Below are 17,057 nucleotides of genomic sequence, written 5' to 3' on the forward strand. Positions count from 1 at the left end.
TCACTTGATCTGGCTTTCCTTGTAGTAGCCGCTGTCGACCAGCACCTGCTTCCAGTTCGACGCATCCACGCTCACCGGCTTCAGCAGGTACGACGGCACGACCTTCATGCCGTTGTTGTAGGTCTTGGTGTCGTTCACCTCGGGTGTCTTGCCCGAGAGCATCGCGTCCACCATGGCCACCGTCACCTTGGCCAGCTCGCGCGTGTCCTTGAACACGGTGGAAGTCTGCTCCTTGCGAAGGATCGACTTGACCGAGGGAATCTCCGCGTCCTGCCCTGTGACCACCGGCATCGGCTGCGAGCCCGAGCCGTAGCCCACGCCCTTGAGCGACGAGAGAATGCCGATCGAAAGGCCGTCGTACGGCGACAGCACCGCGTCGACGCGGTCCTTGGTGTAGAAGGCCGACAGCAGGTTGTCCATGCGCGCCTGCGCCACAGCGCCGTCCCAGCGCAGCGTGCCGACCTTGTCCATGCCCATCTGCTTGCTGCGCACCACCAGCTTGCCGCTCTTGATGTACGGGTCGAGCACCGACATCGCGCCGTTGTAGAAGAAGAAGGCGTTGTTGTCGTCGGGCGAGCCGCCGAAGAGCTCGATGTTGAACGGACCCTTGCCGCTCTTCAGGCCCAGCGCCGCCTCGATCGACTGCGCCTGCAGCACGCCGACCTGGAAGTTGTCGAAGGTGGCGTAGTAGTCGACGTTCTTCGAACCCTTGATGAGCCGGTCATAGGCGATGATCTTCACGCCCTTGTCGGCGGCCTTCTGCAGCACGTCCGACAACGTGGTGCCGTCGATGGCCGCGATGACCAGCACCTTCGAGCCCTTCGTCACCATGTTCTCGATCTGCGCGAGCTGGTTGGGGATGTCGTCTTCGGCGTACTGCAGGTCGGTCTTGTAGCCCTTGTCCTTGAAGTACTTGACCATGTTGGCGCCGTCGGCGATCCAGCGCGCCGACGACTTGGTGGGCATGGAGATGGCGATCAGGCCCTTGTCCTGCGCGTTGGCCAGCGGAGCGAAGCCGACGATGGCCAGTGCGATGCCGGCCAGGGATGCCTTGAGGAAGTTGCGTTTCATGGTTTGATTCATTTTTCGATGGGTGCTGTGTCTTTTCCAGGAACACCGCGGAACCGGCTTCGCCGGGCCGCAGGTGTTGCCCCCGGCGAGGGGGTTGGCGTAGCGGACACGAAGTGCCGCGCAGCCTGGGGGAGTACTCAATACTTTCGATTGGGGAATTCCTTGGCGGCGACTTCCATCGGGAAGATGCTCTCGACCGTCACGATGCGCTTGGGCAGCGTCTTGCCGTCCTTGATGTCCTTCACGGCCTGCATCAGCTGCGGGCCGAGCAGCGGGCTGCACTCGACCGACACGTTGAGCTTGCCGGCGATCATGGCCTCGAAGGCGCCCTTCACGCCGTCGATGGAGATGATCACGATGTCCTTCGCGGGCTTCAGGCCGGCTTCCTCGATGGCCTGGATCGCGCCGATGGCCATGTCGTCGTTGTGCGCGTACAGCACATTGATCTTCTTGCCCTCGGCCTTCAGGAAGGCTTCCATCACTTCCTTGCCCTTGGCGCGGGTGAAGTCGCCGGTCTGCGAGCGGATGATCTTGAACTTCGGGTCGGCCTTGATGATTTCCTCGAAGCCCTTCTTGCGGTCGATGGCAGGGGCCGAGCCCACGGTGCCCTGCAGCTCGACGATGTTCACGTCGCCCTTCTGGTCCTTCATCTTCTCCACCAGCCAGCGGCCGGCCTTGCGGCCTTCCTCGGTGAAGTCCGAGCCCATGAAGGTCACGTAGAGCGAGTCGTCCTTGGTGTTGACGGAGCGGTCGGTCAGCACCACCGGGATCTTCGCGGCCTTGGCCTCGCGCAGCACGGTCTCCCAGCCCGACTCGACCACCGGCGAGAAGGCGATCACGTCCACCTTCTGCGCAATGTAGGAGCGGATGGCCTTGATCTGGTTCTCCTGCTTCTGCTGCGCGTCGGAGAACTTCAGCTCGATGCCGGCGTCCTTGGCGGACGACTTGATCGACTCGGTGTTGGCGGTGCGCCATTCGCTTTCGGCGCCCACCTGTGCGAAGCCCAGCACGAGCTTCTTCTGCGCGAAGGCGGACACGGGCAGCATGCTGCCCAAGGCTGCGGCGGCGAGTGCGGTGTTGAGGGTGCGGCGATTCATGGTCATGGGATGTCTCCTTCTTGATGATTCGAGGAATGCCGGTTGGCGTGGGTGATGGAAAACGAAACTGAAAAGAACCCCGTCCGGTTCAGGCCAGCATGTAGCCGGTCTTCACCGTCGTGTAGAACTCCGCGGCGTGGCGCCCTTGTTCGCGCGGCCCGTAGCCCGACCCCTTGCGGCCGCCGAAGGGCACGTGGAAGTCCACACCCGCGGTCGGCAGATTGACCATCGTCATGCCGACCACGGCATGGCGCCTGAAATGCATCGCATGCTTGAGTGAATTGGTGCAGATGCCCGCGCACAGGCCGAAGGGCGTGTCGTTGCACAGCGCCAGCGCGTCGTCGTAGTCGTCGGCGCGCAGCACGCAGGCCAGCGGACCGAATATCTCCTCGCGCGCGATGCGGTGCGAGGGCTTGGCGAGAAAAAGCGCGGGGCTCATGTAGTGGCCGGCGGTGGCGCGCTCCAGCGCCTCGCCGCCCCAGACGTGCTCGGCGCCCTCTTCCCGCGCCACGTCGACCCAGGTGAGATCTTGCGCGAGCCGGTCTTCGTCGGCCACCGGGCCGATGTCGACGCCGCGCTCCAGCGCGTGACCGATCTTCAGCGTCTTCAGGCGCTGGCGCAGCTTCGCCACGAAGGCGTCGTGCACCGCCGACTCGACGATGAGCCGGCTCGACGCCGTGCAGCGCTGGCCAGCGGAGAAATACGCGCCCTGCACCGCGCAATCGACGGCGCGGTCGAGGTCGGCATCGGCCAGCACCACGAGCGCATTCTTGCCGCCCGTCTCGAGCTGCACCTTGGCGCGCCGCGCGGCGGCCGCCTGCAGGATGCGCTCGCCGTTGGCCATGGAGCCGGTGAAGCTCAGCGCGTCGACCAGCGGGCTGTCGACCAGCGCCTGCCCCACTTCGCGGCCGCTGCCCATCACGAGGTTGAAGGCGCCGGCCGGCAATGCGGCGCGGCTGATGATCTCGGCCAGCGCCCAGCCGCAGCCCGACACCAGTTCGGCCGGCTTGAACACCACGCTGTTGCCATGGGCCAGCGCGGGCGCGATCTTCCATGCGGGCACCACGAAGGGCGAATTCCATGGCGTGATGAGCCCCACCACGCCCACCGGCTCGCGCGTGACGTCGACCTGCACGCCCGCGCGCACCGATGCGACGTTCTCGCCGCCACCGCCGCCTGCACCGCTACGGATGGCTTCTCCCGCGAAGAACTTGAAGATCTGGCCGGCGCGGGCCACCTCGGCCACCGCCTCGACCAGCGTCTTGCCCTCCTCGCGCGCCAGCAGCATGCCCAGGTCGTCCTTGCGGGAGAGCAGCTCGGTGCCGATGCGGTCGAGCACGTCTGCGCGCCGTTGCGGCGTGCTGTGGCTCCAGTGGGGAAAGGCTTCCGTGGCGGCGCGGATGGCGGCCTCGGCCTGGCGGCGGTCGGCACGTGCGTACTCGGCCACCACTTCGCTGGTGTCCGAGGGATTGGCGCTCACACCTGTGGTCGCGCTGGTTTCCCAGCGGCCGTTGATGTACTGCCGCACGTTCTGATGAAGCTCGCCGTGGATCACCGGGGCCTGGACCTTGTCTCTGTTGTTCTTGGAATGCCCGGAGTCTAGAAACAGATTTGATATCAATCCAATCGTTTTTTAAGCAAAATGGATATCGATCGCCGGATTCTGGAAAACCCGGTCAGTCCTTTGTTTAAAGCCCGGAGCCATGACCAACTACAACCACTGGTTCATCCGAGCCCGCCTCAAGACCCGCCAGCTGCTGCTGCTCGTGGCGCTGTCCGAGGAGGGCAACATCCACCGCGCGGCGCAGGTGCTCAACATGACGCAGCCCGCCGCCTCCAAGCTGCTGAAGGACCTGGAGGACGTGCTGGAGGTGCCGCTGTTCGAGCGCCTGCCGCGCGGCATGCGCCCGACCTGGTACGGCGAGACCATGATCCGCCACGCCCGTGTCGCGCTCGCGAGCCTGAACCAGGCGCACGACGAACTCACCGCGCTCAAGGCCGGGCGCTTCGGCCATGTGAGCGTGGGCGCCATCACCGCGCCTGGCCTCACGCTGATGCCGCCGGCCGTGGCGATGGTGAAGCGCGAGCACCCCGACCTGCGCGTGTCGCTCGAGATAGAGACCAGCCCGGTGCTGATCGAGCGGCTGGAGCAGGGCAAGCTCGACATCCTGGTGGCGCGCCTCTTCGCCGAGCACGACAAGTCGCAGCTGCGCTACGAGGCGCTGAGCGAGGAACCTGTGTGCGCGCTGGTGCGCCCCGGCCATCCGCTGCTGGGCGTGAGCGGCCTCACGCTGCGCGACGTGGTCGGCGCCGGCTGGATCGTTCCGCCCGCGGGCAGCGTGCTGCGCCACCGCTTCGAGCTGATGTTTCAGGAGGAAGGCCTCGCGCCGCCCACCAACACCATCGAGAGCCCGGCCCTGCTCTTCATCACGCGCATGCTGCAGCAGAGCGACATGGTCGCCGTGCTCGCGACCGACGTGGCGCGCTACTACGCCTCGCACGGCATCGTGTCGCTGCTGCCGCTGGACATGCCCTGCCACATGGACGCCTTCGGCATCATCACGCGCACCGACCGGCTGCTGTCACCGGCGGCGAAGGTGATGATGAAGGCGCTGAAGACGGCGAGCGTCAGCGTCTATGGGCGCAAGCTGGAGATGGAGATCGACTGAGGAGCGACGCGCCCCGCCGCGGCTTCAGGTCCAGCCGGCATCCACGGTGAATTCCTGCGCCGTGCACATCCTGGCGTCGTCCGATGCGAGGAACAGCACCATGCGCGCGATGTCTTCCGGCATCAGCTTGTCGGGCAGGCACTGGTTGCGCTTGAGCGACTGCTCGCCTTCCTCGTCGAGCCACAGCTTGACCTGCCGCTCGGTCATCACCCAGCCTGGCGAGACGGTGTTGATGCGGATGCGGTCGCGGCCCAGGTCCACCGCGAGGCCGCGCGTGAGGCCGTTCACCGACGACTTCGCGATGGCGTAGCAGGGGTAGCCGGAGCCCTTGGTCTGCCAGCCGGTGGAGCCGAGGTTGACCACCGAGCCGAAGCCCAGGCGCTTCATGCCCGGCACCACCGACTGGATCGCGAAGAGCGCGGGCCGCTCGTTGATGGCCATGCGGTTGTCGTAGTACTCGGGCGTGACCGACTCGAGCGTGTGGCGGTCGTCGCTCGCCACGTTGTTGACCAGCACCGCGAAGTCGCCGAACTCGGCGGCCGCATCGGCAATGGCTTTCTGCAGCGCGGCGATGTCGCGCACGTCGCAGGCGCGCCACCACGGCGCTGCATGGCCGGCCTTTTCGATCTGCCGCGCGAGCGCCGCGCTGGCGCTTTCGGCGATGTCGACGAAGGCTACGCGCGCGCCCTGTTCGGCAAACGCGGAGACGATGGCCGCGCCGATGCCGCTGCCGCCGCCGGTGACGAACACGGTGCGGCCCTTGAGGCTGGGATGGATGGAAAGCTGGGGGGAATTCAAGAAAAGTCTCCGGGGTGGGCATCTCATGACATTGCAATATGCATATCAATTGATGTCGTGATTTTCAATTTCAGTTATCAATATGCCTTGATACGATCCGCCGCGTCAAGAAGACAGACACGAACAGGAAAGAAGACCAATGAGCAATGAGACACGCAGCCCCGTTCCCTCTCCTTCCGCCATCGGCCAGGCCGAGTGCATCTGGCCGGCAGGCGCCAACCTCGGCGAAGGCACCATGTGGTCGCAGCGCGAGCAGGCGCTGTACTGGATCGACATCCTCACGCCGCGCCTCTTCCGCTACGACCCGGCCACCGGCGCGCAGCGCACCTGGCACTTCGGCGAAGAGATCACCGCGATCGCCGAGCGCGCATCGGCACCAGGCCTGTTCATCACGCTGCGCCGCGGCTTCGCGCTCTTCGACACCACCGTGCCCGGCGATGGGGCGAAGCCGCACTACCTGCACCAGCCCGAGCCCGAACGCGCCGGCAACCGCTTCAACGACGGCAAGTGCGACGCGCGCGGCCGCTTCTGGGCCGGCAGCATGGACTTCGACTGCAAGGCACCCACCGGCGCGCTCTACAGCTACGACGCCGACGGCCGCTGCACGAAGCACGACGACGGCTTCGAGGTGACCAACGGCCCGACCTGGTCGGCCGACGGCCGCACCATGTACTTCAACAACACGGTGCGCAACAACCTCTACGCCTACGACTTCGACATGGAAGCGGGCACCGTGTCGAACCGCCGCGTGTGGCACCGCTTTCCCAAGCCCGATGGCCTGCCCGACGGCATGACCACCGACGCCGCTGGCCGCCTGTGGATCGCGCACTGGGGAGGCTCGTGCGTCACCTGCCACGACCCGGTGAGCGCGGCCGAGCTGTGCCGCATCGCCATCCCCGCGAGCCATGTCACCGACTGCGCCTTCGGCGACGCCGACATGCGCACGCTCTACATCACGACCGCGCGCAACGGCCTCACGCCCGAGCAGGAAGCGGCCGAGCCGCTGGCGGGCGGACTCTTCAGGGTGCGTATCGACAGCCCCGGCGTGCCGGCCGCGCTGTTCGCGGGCTGAGAGAAAAAGGCAGGAAGGAACGGCGTCGGCGTGGGCGTTGGCGTCGTTCCGGCGGAAATCGCCCCGGCGCGGTGAGAGGACAATCGGGCAGCCCATCGCAAACCATACCCACGACCATGTCCCGCCTCGACGACCCCCTCCACGACGCCGAAATCGGCTCCCGCGACAGCACGCTCGACACCACCCGCATCGACGACGTGCGCATCGGCGCGGTCCGTCCGCTCATCACGCCCGCGCTGCTGCAGGAGCGCGTGCCGGTGCGCGACAACACGCTGGCGCTGGTCGAGCGCAGCCGCGCGGAGATCGCCGACGTGCTGCACGACCGCGACGACCGGCTGGTGGTGGTGGTCGGACCCTGTTCCATCCACGACCACGACCAGGCCATCGAGTACGCGCAGCGCCTGAAGAAGGTCGCCGATTCGCTGCAGGACGACCTGATCATCGTGATGCGCGCCTATTTCGAGAAGCCGCGCACCACCGTCGGCTGGAAGGGCTACATCAACGACCCGCACCTGGACGGCAGCTTCGCGATCAACGAAGGCCTGGAGCGCGCGCGCCGCCTGCTGCTGGAGCTCACCACGCTGGGCCTGCCGACCGGCACCGAGTTTCTCGACCTGCTGAGCCCGCAGTTCATCGCCGACCTGATCGCCTGGGGCGCGATCGGTGCGCGCACCACCGAGAGCCAGAGCCACCGGCAGCTGGCCTCGGGCCTGAGCTGCCCGGTGGGCTTCAAGAACGGCACCGACGGCAGCGTGAAGGTCGCGGCCGACGCCATCCTCGCGGCCCGCGCGCCGCATGCCTTCATGGGCATGACCAAGATGGGCATGTCGGCGATCTTCGAAACCCGCGGCAACGACGACTGCCACGTGATCCTGCGCGGCGGCAAGGCGCCCAACTACTCGGCCGCGGACGTCGCCTCGAGCTGCGAGGCCCTGCTGGCCAACGGCCTGCGGCCTCAGGTGATGATCGACGTCTCGCACGGCAACAGCAGCAAGCAGCATCAGCGCCAGATCGTGGTGGCCGAAGACGTGGCCGCGCAGATCGCGGGCGGCGAGCGGCGCATCACGGGCCTCATGATCGAGAGCCACCTGGAAGAAGGACGGCAGGACCTGAAGCCGGGCGTGCCGCTGAAGCGCGGCGTGTCGATCACCGATGCCTGCATCGGCTTCGCGCAGACGGTGCCGGTGCTCGAAGGGCTGGCGTCCGCGGTCAAGGCGCGGCGGCGCCTGTCGTCGAAGGCCTGACGGCGGCAGCTTTGGAGCGTTGGGGGTGGCGGTGTTCAAGGCCGCAAGGCCTTGAACACGCCGGGTGAATGGCGACAGCGGCTGGCATCGAGGCGGTCCCTGAGCGGTGTTGTTCCCCCCAACTTTCTTTGGCCTCTACCAGCGCCGAACCGCTGTCGGGACGCAGTGTGCTCGCACCCGGTGAAGCCGGGGTGAAGTGCATGCGGGAGTTTCGTGAAACGATACCCTGCGTCCTGCTTCACGCCACCTGCGCATCGAATTCAGGGACGGCGCTGGACAGCAAACATGCCGGCGACTCTTCCTTCGGTTGACTCCAGGCGCACACATCGCCCCCTTACACTGCCGCCCATGAGTACGCAGGGCGCAACCTCCTCCATGCCCGAGGGCACGCTCGCGGGCACCGATGCCCCGCCCGGCATTGCCGACTCCCATGCCCAGCTGGTCCGCGAACGCCTGCTGCGGCGCATGTTCGTGATGGGTCCGCCCACGGTGCTGACGGCGCTCGCGGCGGCCATCGCGATGGCGGGGGTGTTCTTCTGGATGACGCGCGGCCTGGGCGCGCTGACCTGGGGCATCGCGACCTGCGCGCTGCTCAGCCTCCGGCTGGTGTTCATGCGCTGGAACGCGCGCCTCTACCCCGAGCCCGAATTCACCCTGCGCCAGCCCGACGGCGCATGGCGCTTCATGCTGCCGCTGGGCACTTACATGGCCATGTGGACGCTGGCGCCCTGGGCGCTGATGCCGCCCGGCACCGAATCGCCCACGCGCATCCTGATCCTGCTGCTGGGCATGTTCGCGGTGCTGATGGGTTCGGTGCCGGTGATCGCCACCTGGCGTGCGATGGTCCCGGTGGTCACGATTCCGCTCACGCTGGGCGTGGTCACGCGCTTCGCGTGGATGGGGGGCACCGACGGCTGGTTCGCCTGCGTGGTCGGCCTGCTGTTCGGCGGCTCGATGGCTCGTTATGCGCTGTCGCAGCACCAGCTCATCCGGCGCAGCCTGTCGGACCAGATCGACAAGGAACTGCTGAGCGAGCAGCTGATGCGCCAGTCCTTCGAGCTGCAGCGCCTGAACCGCGAGCGCAGCCGCTTCTTCGCATCGGCCAGCCACGACCTGCGCCAGCCGGTGCATGCGCTGGCACTGTTCTCGCGCTCGCTGGAGCGCGACCTCGCGGACCACCCGCTCGCCCCCGTGGCCGGCCGCGTGGTGCAGGCGACCGACGCAGTGAGCGGCCTGCTCAACGCGATGCTCGACATCTCCAAGATCGACGCGGGCACCGTGGTGCCCCGGCCGATGGAGATCGCGGTGGACCCGCTCTTCCTGCGGCTCGCGCAGCTCTTCGAGCCCCGGGCCCAGCAGGCGGGCCTGTCGCTGCGCTTCCACACCGCGCCCGAGTGGCTGCAGACCGACCCCGACCTGCTGCTGCGCGTGCTGACCAACTTCGTCGACAACGCGCTCAAGTACACGCGAAGCGGCGGCATCCTCGTGAGCGCGCGGCCGCGCGGCGACCGCCTGCGCCTGGCCGTGTGGGACACCGGCCTGGGCATCGCACCCGAGCACCTGCCCCATGTGTTCGACGAGTTCTACCAGGTCGACAACCCGCAGCGCGACGTGGCGCGCGGGCTGGGCATCGGGCTGGCCATCGTCAAGCGGCTGGTCGACCTGCTCAGCGGCGAGATCGGCGTGCGCTCGCGGCAGGACCGCGGCAGCGTGTTCTGGGTAGACCTGCCGCGCCGGCCGCCCGCAGCCCCGGCGGCGCTCCCGGCACCTGCCGCCGCCCCCGACACCTCCAGCGCGGACGCCACCGAACTCCCGCTCGTGCCTCCGCGCGTGCTGCTGCTCGACGACGAGCAGCCCGTGGGCGAAGCCGTGCGCATGTGGCTGGCCCCGTACTGCGAGCGCATCGAGATCACCAGCCGCGTGGCCGACGCCTGCGCGCAGGTGCGGGCCACGCCCGATGGCTTCGACGCCTTCATCATCGACTTCCGCCTGGCCGACCCACAGGACGGCATCCAGGCGACGGCCGAGCTGCGCCAGCTCGCGGACCGCCGCGTGCCCACCATCCTCGTCACCGGCGACACCGACCCCGAGCGCGTGCGCGCGGCCTATGCCAGCGGCCTGGTCGTGATGTTCAAGCCGGTGCAGCCCGAGGTGCTGCTGCGCACGCTGCACCAGATCATCCGGAGCGAGGCCAGGGAGCGGCGCTGATCGGTCACCTCAGCCCAGCAGGCTGAACCGGTGCTCTGTCGCGCTGTGGAAGCGCTCCCCCGGCCGCAGCACCGTCGACGGAAACTCCGGCTGGTTCGGCGAATCGGGGAAATGCTGCGTCTCCAGGCACAGCCCGTCCCCCTGCCTGATGCTCGCGCCCGCGCTGCCGAAGAGGCTGCCGTCGAGAAAGTTGCCCGAATAGAACTGCACGCCGGGCTCGCTGGTGTGCACTTCCATCACGCGGCCGGAATCCTCATGTTCCAGCCGTGCCGCGAGCGCGAGGCCCTGTTCGGCGTGGGCACGGTCCAGCACCCAGTTGTGGTCGTAGCCATGGGCCCGCATCAGCTGCTCGTGGCCTTCGCGGATGCGCTCGCCGATGCGGGTCGCGGTGCGGAAGTCGAAGGGGGTTCCGCCGACGTCGGCTGTCCCCAGCGGAATCAGCGTCGCATCGACCGGGCAGTAGCGGCTCGCGGCGAGCATCAGGCGGTGATCCATCACCGAGCCGCTGCCCGCGAGGTTGAAGTAGTCGTGGTGGCTCAGGTTCAGCACGGTGGGACTGTCGGCGACGGCGCTGTAGTCGATGCGCCATGTGTTCGCCCTGGTGCTCAGCGTGTAGCGCAGCGTGAGCCGCACTTCGCCCGGGTAGCCCTCCTCGCCGTCGGCGCTGGTGTAGCTCAGTTCGATGGCGATGGCGTCGCCTCCTGCCTGTGCCGCCGAAAGGGGCACGATCTCCCAGTAGCGCTTGCCGAAGCCCGTCGCGCCGCCGTGCAGGGAGTTCGGGGCGTTGTTCAGGCCCAACTGATGCGTCTTGCCATCGAGCGTGAAGCGCCCGCCCGCGATGCGGTTCGCATAGCGGCCGACGATGGTTCCGAGGTGCGGATGCGGTCCCAGGTAGTCGGCCAGCGACGGCAGGCCCAGCACCACGCTGCCGCTGCGCCCATGCCGGTCGGGCACGCGCAGCGCGGTGACGATGCCGCCGATGTTGATGGCGCTCAGGCTCAGCCCCCGGCCGTTGTCGAGCGTGTATTCGGTGACCGTGCGGCCGTCGGGCATGCGGCCGTATTCGCGCGAGGCGACGCTGCTTTTCTGTTCTCGATTGCTCATGTGTACGGTGATCAGGGAAAGAGTGCCTCGCGCGCGCACTGCGAGGCGGTGTGCAGCGCGATGCGGTCCTTGAGGTCGTGGAAGTCGGGGGGCTCGGCCGCGTGGGTGCGCAACTCGATGCGGTGGCCGGCCTTGGCGACGGCATCGGCGAAGCGCTCCTGCAGCGCGTAGGGCGTGTTCCTGTCTTCGCGGTTGCCGATCAGCACGATGCGCCGCGCCGGGTCGCGCACGATGCCGCCCACATGGTCGAGCGGGTCGTAGAACTCCGTGCTGCCGGTGGTGTCGGTGCGGCCGTCTTTCGAGCGGCCCAGCATGCGCGCGCGCTCCAGCAGCCCGTAGGCACCCGAGGTGAGCACGGCACAGGCCACGCGGGTGCGTCCCAGCGTGAGCAGCGCCGCACCCGCGGTGGCGCCGCCGCTGTGGCCCACGATGACGATGCGCTGCAGCCGGTGGCGCTGCATGAGGGCGTCGAGCGCGGCATCGAGCGCATGGAACTCGACGAGCTGGCGGCGCTTGCGGTGATCGCCCGAGGAGCCGTACGTGCCGGGCCGCGCCACGAAGATCCACGGCACGCCCGCGCGGTCGCGGCTGCGCTGCGCGTCGAGCGTGCGCAGCTCTTCGGTGTTGCCGGGAATGCGCGTGGGCGCCTGGTCCATCACGCCGTCGCGGTCGCCCGAGAACTGCACGATGGCGATGCGCGCGCCGTCGATGTCGTCGCTCGCGAAATAGCGGATGCACGACGGCCCCTCCGCGGCCTGCACCCACAGGAAGCCCTTGCGGTCGGGGCAGCGCGCGCGGTCGGCGGGCTGGTTCCAGTACAGCACCTCGTCGGCGCCGGCGGCGAAGACGCGCGGCACGTCGGGTCCGGTGCGCTGGGCGCAGGCGGTCTGCGCCAGCGCCACGAGCAGCAGCACGAAGCGCAGTCTTCGAAGCGTATGCAGCAGGGTCATAGCCTTTGCAGGAGTTCCGGAATGCTGCCGAAGTCGGAGCCGACGCGATCGCCCTTCACCAGCACGAGGTCGCCATTGCGCAGCACGCCCCCCAGGTAGCCCGCGAGCTGCGCGGCGTCGTCGAAATGCGGGCCGAGCAGTTCACCCGGTACCTCCTCGCGCAGCCAGCGCATCTCGTCGCCGTGCGTCACCAGGTGCTGGATGCCCGATGCCAGCAGCGGCGCGGCCAGGCTGCGATGCATGGCCTCGGCATCCTTGCCGAGGTTGACGATGCGCCCCAGCACGCCGATCTTGCGCAGCACCGGGCCGCTGTCGGCGCGCTGCCAGGTGCGCACGAACTCCATGGCGTTGCGCATCGACATGACTTCGGCGTTCCAGCTGTCGTCGACGAGCGTGGCCTGCACGCCGGCCTGCGTGCGCAGCGCGCGCACCTGCATCACCGAGGCCGGCAGGCGAACATGCGGCATGCGCGCGCAGGCGGCCTCGCCGTCGAAACCCATGGCCAGCAGCGCCGCGAACGCGAGCAGTGAATTGCGCACCAGCCCCGCGCTCTCGACCGGGAAGACATATTCGAAGGTGCGCCCCGGCACCGCGACGCGCACACGGCAGCCGCCGCCGGGCTCCGGCCGTGCGTCGAGCATGCGCACGTTGGCGTCGGGGCCGCTGCCCACCACCCAGATCGCGCCGGCCGTGAGCGCGGCGGCGTCCACCACCTGGCGCAGGCAGGGAATATGGTCGGGCACGACGGCCACGCCGCCGGGCTCCAGCCCGAGGAAGATGCGCGACTTGTAGGCCGCCGTAAGCTCCAGCGTCGATGCCTGCCTGGTCTGCGACAGGCCGATCTCGGTGACGATGGCAACATGCGGACGGGCCATCAGCGAGATCGGGCCGCGGTCCATCCACAGGCCGCTCTGCGCCATCTCCAGGATGCACACGTCCACATCGGGCCCGAGGTTCGCGAGCATGGCCGGCACGCCGACGCGCGAGTTGTAGTTGTCGATGGTGGTGTGCACCCGCGCGCGCTCGGGCAGCAGGTCGCGCAGCATCGCGATGGTGGACGACTTGCCGACCGTACCGGTAACGCCCACCAGCATGCCCCTGTAGCGCTCGCGCGCGGCGCGGCCCATGGCGATCATCGCGGCGATGGGGTCGTCCACCTGCAGCAACGGGAAGGCCGCGTCGAGCCCTTCGACCGGCCGCGCGACCACGGCGCCGGCCAGTGCGGAATGCAGCCGGGGCAGTTCGAGATGCCGGTCCCAGTTTTCGGCGCGCGGCTTGCTGTAGCTCTCGTGCACGGCCAGCGTGCGGAAGTCGGACGCGATGAAGAGCGAAGGCTTCGGCAGAAGCCCCATGTGCACCGGTCCGCGCACCACCGAGCTGGCGAACCAGCCCGGCGGCGGCTCCACGAGCCACCGGCCGCCTGTTGCCTGTCGCAGCTGTTCGGCCGTCCAGACCGGCTCGCGGCCGGCGCCGGGGCGGTCAGCCGCGAGCACGGGCGCGGGGCGCTGCGGCAACGGCGTGGGCATCTCCGGCACGCGCAGCCCGCACCACAGCGCGAGGCGCCGCGCGGGCGGCAGCCCGGGCCAGTCGCCGCGCACGCCCACTTCGATCTGCAGCACGTCGCTTTCGAGCAGCCCCGCGCGCGGCGGCCGCAGGCCATAGCGGTCGCGGTAGATGCGCCCCGGCTCCCAGCGGCTGGTGGGCCACATCCAGTCGCAGGGGTCGTGGTCCATGCCCTCGCCCCACGCCGGCATGCGGGTGCTGCGCATCGGCAGCGCGCGGAAGTGCAGGCGCAGGTCGGCGGCGACGGGTGCGTCGGCGCTCCAGAACGATTCGACCCACAGCATGCGCCGCCCGACGATCTGCCGCGGCACGCAGCGCAGCCCGACCAGGCGCAACGGGCCGAACTGCAGCGGCGCGATGCGCGCTTCTTCGGGCACCGCATCCACCAGCCACTCGGGCCGAGGCGCGGGCAGGGCCGCAATGGCACGGGCAGGCTGGAAGGCCGGCGTGCCGGCACTGTCCGGGTCCGCATGGAACGCGGGCCGCTCGGGCGGCGACAGGCGCACCGAGCAACGCCCGTCCGGCAACTGGCTCATTTGCGTGCCGAGCGCAAGGCACTGCGCGGCGAAGCGCTCGCTCAGGGCGCGTGCCTCGTCGCCTTCGAGCTGCCGCGAGAAGCCGAAGCCCACGCCCACGGGCGTGAACATCACCTCCTCCGCACCGCGCGGGCTCAGCTTCAGCGTGAAGACGCCGGAGTCGGCGAAGTCGTTGCGCACCGAATCGAACAGCAGGTCGCCGGCGTCGTGCAGGATCGGCCTGCCCTTGTAGGTTTCGATGCCCTGCAGCACGTGCGCCGAAGTGCCGAGCACCGCGTCCGCACCGGCATCGACGATCGCATGACCGACGGCGATCTCGGCCTGCGTGGGTTCGGTCTCGAGGTTGGCGCCCCAGTGCACCGCCACCAGCACCACGTCGGCCTCGCGGCGCGCGGCCTCGATGCGCGGCGCGAGCGTGGCGGTCCAGGCGGCGGGGTCCTCGAGCGGCAGCCACGCGGCGCCCGCGCGCTCGGCGCTGGCGGCAAAGCGCGGCTGCGTGGCGTCGAGGGAGAAAAGCGCCACGCGCACGCCGCCCGCGCGGCGGAACGCCGGGCGCAGCGCGGCCTCCAGGGTGCGGCCGGTGCCGGCCTGCGCGATGCCCGCGACCTGCAGCAAGGCGTGCTGCTCCATCAGCGCTTCCGGGCCGTAGTCGCCGCTGTGGTTGTTGGCGGTGGCGACCATGCCGATGCCGGCCTCGGTCAGCACCGCGAGCATCTCGGGCCGGGCGCGGTAGTAGTACGGGCCGGCCTCGCCCTTGTCCACGCCCTGCTCGCCGATGGTGGCGACCACGCATTCGAGGTTCACGATGCCCAGGTCGGCTTCGCGCAGTGCGGCGATGTCGCCGAGCATCCGCTGCGCGCCGCCGAGGTCCTTCAGCCGGTAGTGCTGGCGGCGCGAGAGGTTCACGTCGCCGCCCCATGCGACGGTGCCGGTGGCGCTGCCGGCGGCATCAACCGCCTTCAGCATGCGGTGGTACGCCACGTAGCCCGAGAGGTAGTGCTCCACGTCGTCGATGCGCACGCGAAAGCTGTGGTGCTTGATGAAGAACGATCCGGCGATGCGCGCCGGGTTGCGGAAGAACATCGCCAGCTCGGGCCAGAAGTGGCCGTTGGCGAGGTAGCGCGCGCGGTATTCGAGCGCGCGGTCGAACCTGTCGCGGTCGAGCCCGGCCAGCAGCGGGCGCAGCTCGGGGTCGGCCTCCAGCCGCAGCACCATGTCGCGCGCGGCCATCATCAGTTCGAGCAGCGTGGGGAAGGTGGTGATGCGCTCCAGCACGAAGTCGAGATAGCCCGCCACGTTCTGCAGTCCGAACCTGTAGTAGCGCAGCTCGGGCCTGTAGCGCGTGAGCTCGTTGACGCAGTAGCTCAGCCAGTGGTCGTGCGCGCGCCAGTGCTCGGCGGCAATGAAGTGCTCGAAGGCTTTCTCGACCACCGCGAGCCAGCGCGCGTCGCGCGTGAGGCCGTACAGGCGCATCAGCCCGAAGGCGGCCTCGCCGTCGTAGTAGATGACCCGGAACCTGTCCTTCACGTCGAGCGCGGGCGCATTGAGCACGTGCACGAAGCTGCCGGTCTCCGGGTCCTGCATGTGGCGGATGCCGAGCGCGAGCTGCTCCAGCAGCGGCAGGTATTGCTCGTCGCCGGTGAGCTCGGTGTACTTGACCAGCGCGAGCAGGCACACGGCATTGCCGCCGAGCTTGATCTCGCTGCCGATGTCCAGCAGGTAGGCCGCGCGCGTGCCGTCGGGCAGGTTGGCCGGGCGGATCAGCGTGCCGGCGAGGAAGGCCAGCGAGCGGTCGATGGCGGCCTTGAGCGTGTCGTTGCGCGTGAGCTCCCACGCTTCGAGCATCGCGTAGGTCGAGCTCGCGTGGCGCAGCGTGTTGTAGGTGGGAATGGTGCGGTCGAAACAGGGAAACCAGCCGTAGTGGAACTCGCCTGTGGGCTTGACCTGCGCGGCGAGGTAGTTGCCCGCGTCGTCGATCAGCGCATGCACCTGCCGCGCGTTCCAGTCGCCCAGTTCGCGAAAGCCCGCGGCCTGCCCCTCGGCGGTGATGGGCCACGCGCCATTGGCATCGACGTACACGGCTCGCGTGGTGAAGCACCACACCGGCGCCGCGTCGTCCGAAGGAAAGTCGAGCTCGCGGCCGAAGCGCCGCTTGGTGTGCAGCCGCAGGTTGCCGGTGTTGGGCTCGGCGTGGTCCACGTCGCCGTTGTAGAGCACCGCGCTGCCGTGCATTTCCTGCGCTAGCAAGGCGAACTCGAAGCGCGCGTCGAAGGCGATGCCCTCGTTGAAGTAGTTGCGCTTGGTCTGCGCCAACCTTGTCTTCAGCTCGCCCCAGCTCATGGGCACGACCTTGTCGACGACCTCGGCGCGCAGTCGCCGCGGCGGCTGCGCGCCGCGCCTGGCCTGCGTGGTGATGGCGTCGGCTGCGGCGCGCCATGCGGCGTCGATGTCGGCGCCCCGGCCCGAGGCCACGCGGGCCCGGCTGTTGTCCTCGCCGATGGCGAAGAAGACCACGCAACCCGCCTCGGCGGTGGCCGGTGCCGCGGAGGGCAGCACGCCCGCCGGGTCCGCCAGGGCCTGCCTGGCGCGGGTCAACAGATCTGCAAGTGGATTCTTCGGGTCGTGATTCATGCAGCCGCGAATGATGACAGGCCACGGCACGGCCCGCCATCCCGTCGATCCATGGGATTTGCGCGCAGCCTGACCGGTGGCTGACCGTCGCTCGTCTTGCCGAGCAACCCGCGC

At 68.9% G+C, this 17,057-nt stretch carries 11 protein-coding genes; 4 read left to right on the forward strand and 7 right to left on the reverse strand.

The window, feature by feature from the left end:
• The 3 genes from chvE to QMO14_RS01995 all read right to left on the reverse strand — a co-directional run bounded on the left by chvE (position 1) and on the right by QMO14_RS01995 (position 3,723).
• The gene (chvE, locus tag QMO14_RS01985) at positions 1 to 1,071 is read right to left on the reverse strand and encodes a multiple monosaccharide ABC transporter substrate-binding protein (RefSeq protein ID WP_301503934.1); all 1,071 of its coding nucleotides are present in this window, start codon (positions 1,069 to 1,071) and stop codon (positions 1 to 3) included.
• Positions 1,072 to 1,208: 137 nt separating this feature from the next.
• Positions 1,209 to 2,174: an ABC transporter substrate-binding protein gene (locus tag QMO14_RS01990; RefSeq protein WP_301503935.1), complete on the reverse strand. Its 966-nt coding sequence runs from the start codon at positions 2,172 to 2,174 to the stop codon at positions 1,209 to 1,211.
• Between the two features lie 82 nt (positions 2,175 to 2,256).
• Positions 2,257 to 3,723 carry an aldehyde dehydrogenase family protein gene (locus tag QMO14_RS01995; RefSeq protein WP_301503936.1) on the reverse strand — a complete coding sequence of 489 codons (1,467 nt, stop codon included), beginning with the start codon at positions 3,721 to 3,723 and terminating at the stop codon, positions 2,257 to 2,259.
• A 148-nt stretch (positions 3,724 to 3,871) separates the two neighbouring features.
• Between QMO14_RS01995 and QMO14_RS02000 the strand changes: the two genes are divergently transcribed.
• A complete protein-coding gene (locus QMO14_RS02000) occupies positions 3,872 to 4,837 on the forward strand; it encodes a LysR family transcriptional regulator (protein ID WP_301503937.1) in 966 nt (321 codons plus the stop codon).
• Positions 4,838 to 4,861: 24 nt separating this feature from the next.
• Here QMO14_RS02000 and QMO14_RS02005 read toward each other — a convergent pair whose 3' ends face one another.
• Positions 4,862 to 5,635, reverse strand: coding sequence for an SDR family NAD(P)-dependent oxidoreductase (locus QMO14_RS02005; protein ID WP_301503938.1), 774 nt, complete (start codon positions 5,633 to 5,635; stop codon positions 4,862 to 4,864).
• Positions 5,636 to 5,774: 139 nt separating this feature from the next.
• Between QMO14_RS02005 and QMO14_RS02010 the strand changes: the two genes are divergently transcribed.
• From QMO14_RS02010 to QMO14_RS02020, 3 genes are all read left to right on the forward strand, one after another.
• Positions 5,775 to 6,707 carry an SMP-30/gluconolactonase/LRE family protein gene (locus QMO14_RS02010; protein WP_301503939.1) on the forward strand — a complete coding sequence of 311 codons (933 nt, stop codon included), beginning with the start codon at positions 5,775 to 5,777 and terminating at the stop codon, positions 6,705 to 6,707.
• Between the two features lie 116 nt (positions 6,708 to 6,823).
• The gene (locus QMO14_RS02015) at positions 6,824 to 7,951 is read left to right on the forward strand and encodes a 3-deoxy-7-phosphoheptulonate synthase (protein WP_301503940.1); all 1,128 of its coding nucleotides are present in this window, start codon (positions 6,824 to 6,826) and stop codon (positions 7,949 to 7,951) included.
• 348 nt (positions 7,952 to 8,299) lie between these two features.
• Positions 8,300 to 10,159 (forward strand): hybrid sensor histidine kinase/response regulator, encoded by a 1,860-nt coding sequence (locus QMO14_RS02020; protein WP_301503941.1) that lies wholly within the window; start codon positions 8,300 to 8,302, stop codon positions 10,157 to 10,159.
• Positions 10,160 to 10,168: 9 nt separating this feature from the next.
• Here the strand turns inward: QMO14_RS02020 and QMO14_RS02025 are convergent, their stop codons facing one another.
• The 3 genes from QMO14_RS02025 to QMO14_RS02035 are packed head-to-tail and all read right to left on the reverse strand — an operon-like array spanning position 10,169 to position 16,943.
• Positions 10,169 to 11,263 carry an aldose epimerase family protein gene (locus tag QMO14_RS02025; RefSeq protein WP_301503942.1) on the reverse strand — a complete coding sequence of 365 codons (1,095 nt, stop codon included), beginning with the start codon at positions 11,261 to 11,263 and terminating at the stop codon, positions 10,169 to 10,171.
• 11 nt (positions 11,264 to 11,274) lie between these two features.
• Positions 11,275 to 12,213, reverse strand: coding sequence for a S9 family peptidase (locus QMO14_RS02030; protein WP_301503943.1), 939 nt, complete (start codon positions 12,211 to 12,213; stop codon positions 11,275 to 11,277).
• Positions 12,210 to 16,943 carry a CapA family protein gene (locus QMO14_RS02035; RefSeq protein ID WP_301503944.1) on the reverse strand — a complete coding sequence of 1,578 codons (4,734 nt, stop codon included), beginning with the start codon at positions 16,941 to 16,943 and terminating at the stop codon, positions 12,210 to 12,212. The genes QMO14_RS02030 and QMO14_RS02035 overlap by 4 nt, the downstream gene beginning before the upstream one ends.
• Positions 16,944 to 17,057 lie beyond the last annotated feature (114 nt).

Origin of the sequence: Variovorax sp. CAN15 (genome assembly GCF_030462475.1) — a bacterium.
Lineage (GTDB): Bacteria > Pseudomonadota > Gammaproteobacteria > Burkholderiales > Burkholderiaceae_C > Variovorax.